This is a genomic window from Ralstonia sp. VS2407 (assembly GCF_052950655.1).
Map to the genome: position 1 here is coordinate 1 of NZ_JBRFVG010000183.1, position 496 is coordinate 496.

The window sequence follows — 496 nt, forward strand, 5'->3', positions numbered from 1 at the left end:
TCGCTGGTTCCTCGACCGGATCGCGACGCACATCCTCGCGTTCGAAGGCGATTCGCAGGTCACGTTCTTCGACGGCAACTACCAGGAGTACGAAGCCGACAAGCGCGCGCGCCTCGGCGAGGAAGCCGCGAAGCCGAAGCGTCTGCGCTACAAGCCGATCAGCCGCTGACCGGCGCGGCCCGGGCATCCGGCCTCGCGCTCACGCGGGGCTGGACGCCGAAGGTGATCGAAGGAGGCCGCATCCGGAACGGCACAACGAAAAAGCGGGCCCATGGCCCGCTTTTTTTCGCCTGGCGCTCGTCCCCCCGCTTACACCAGCGCGCCCAGCTCACGCAGCCGCGCCTCGGTCGCCGCCGCGCTCGTGTGATGAATGCCGTGCCAGCCGAGCGCCGTGGCGGCCGCGGCGTTCTTCGCGTTGTCATCGATGAACACGAGTTCGTGCGACGCGATGCCGGGCAGGTGCGGTTCGATCCGCGCATGCATCTCGCGGTAGATC

The 496-nt window shown here is 68.1% G+C and carries 1 pseudogene; it reads right to left on the reverse strand.

Annotated elements, in window-relative coordinates:
• Positions 1-309 precede the first annotated feature (309 nt).
• A pseudogene (locus ACU8YE_RS24520) lies at positions 310-496 on the reverse strand (HAD family phosphatase); the annotation flags it as partial.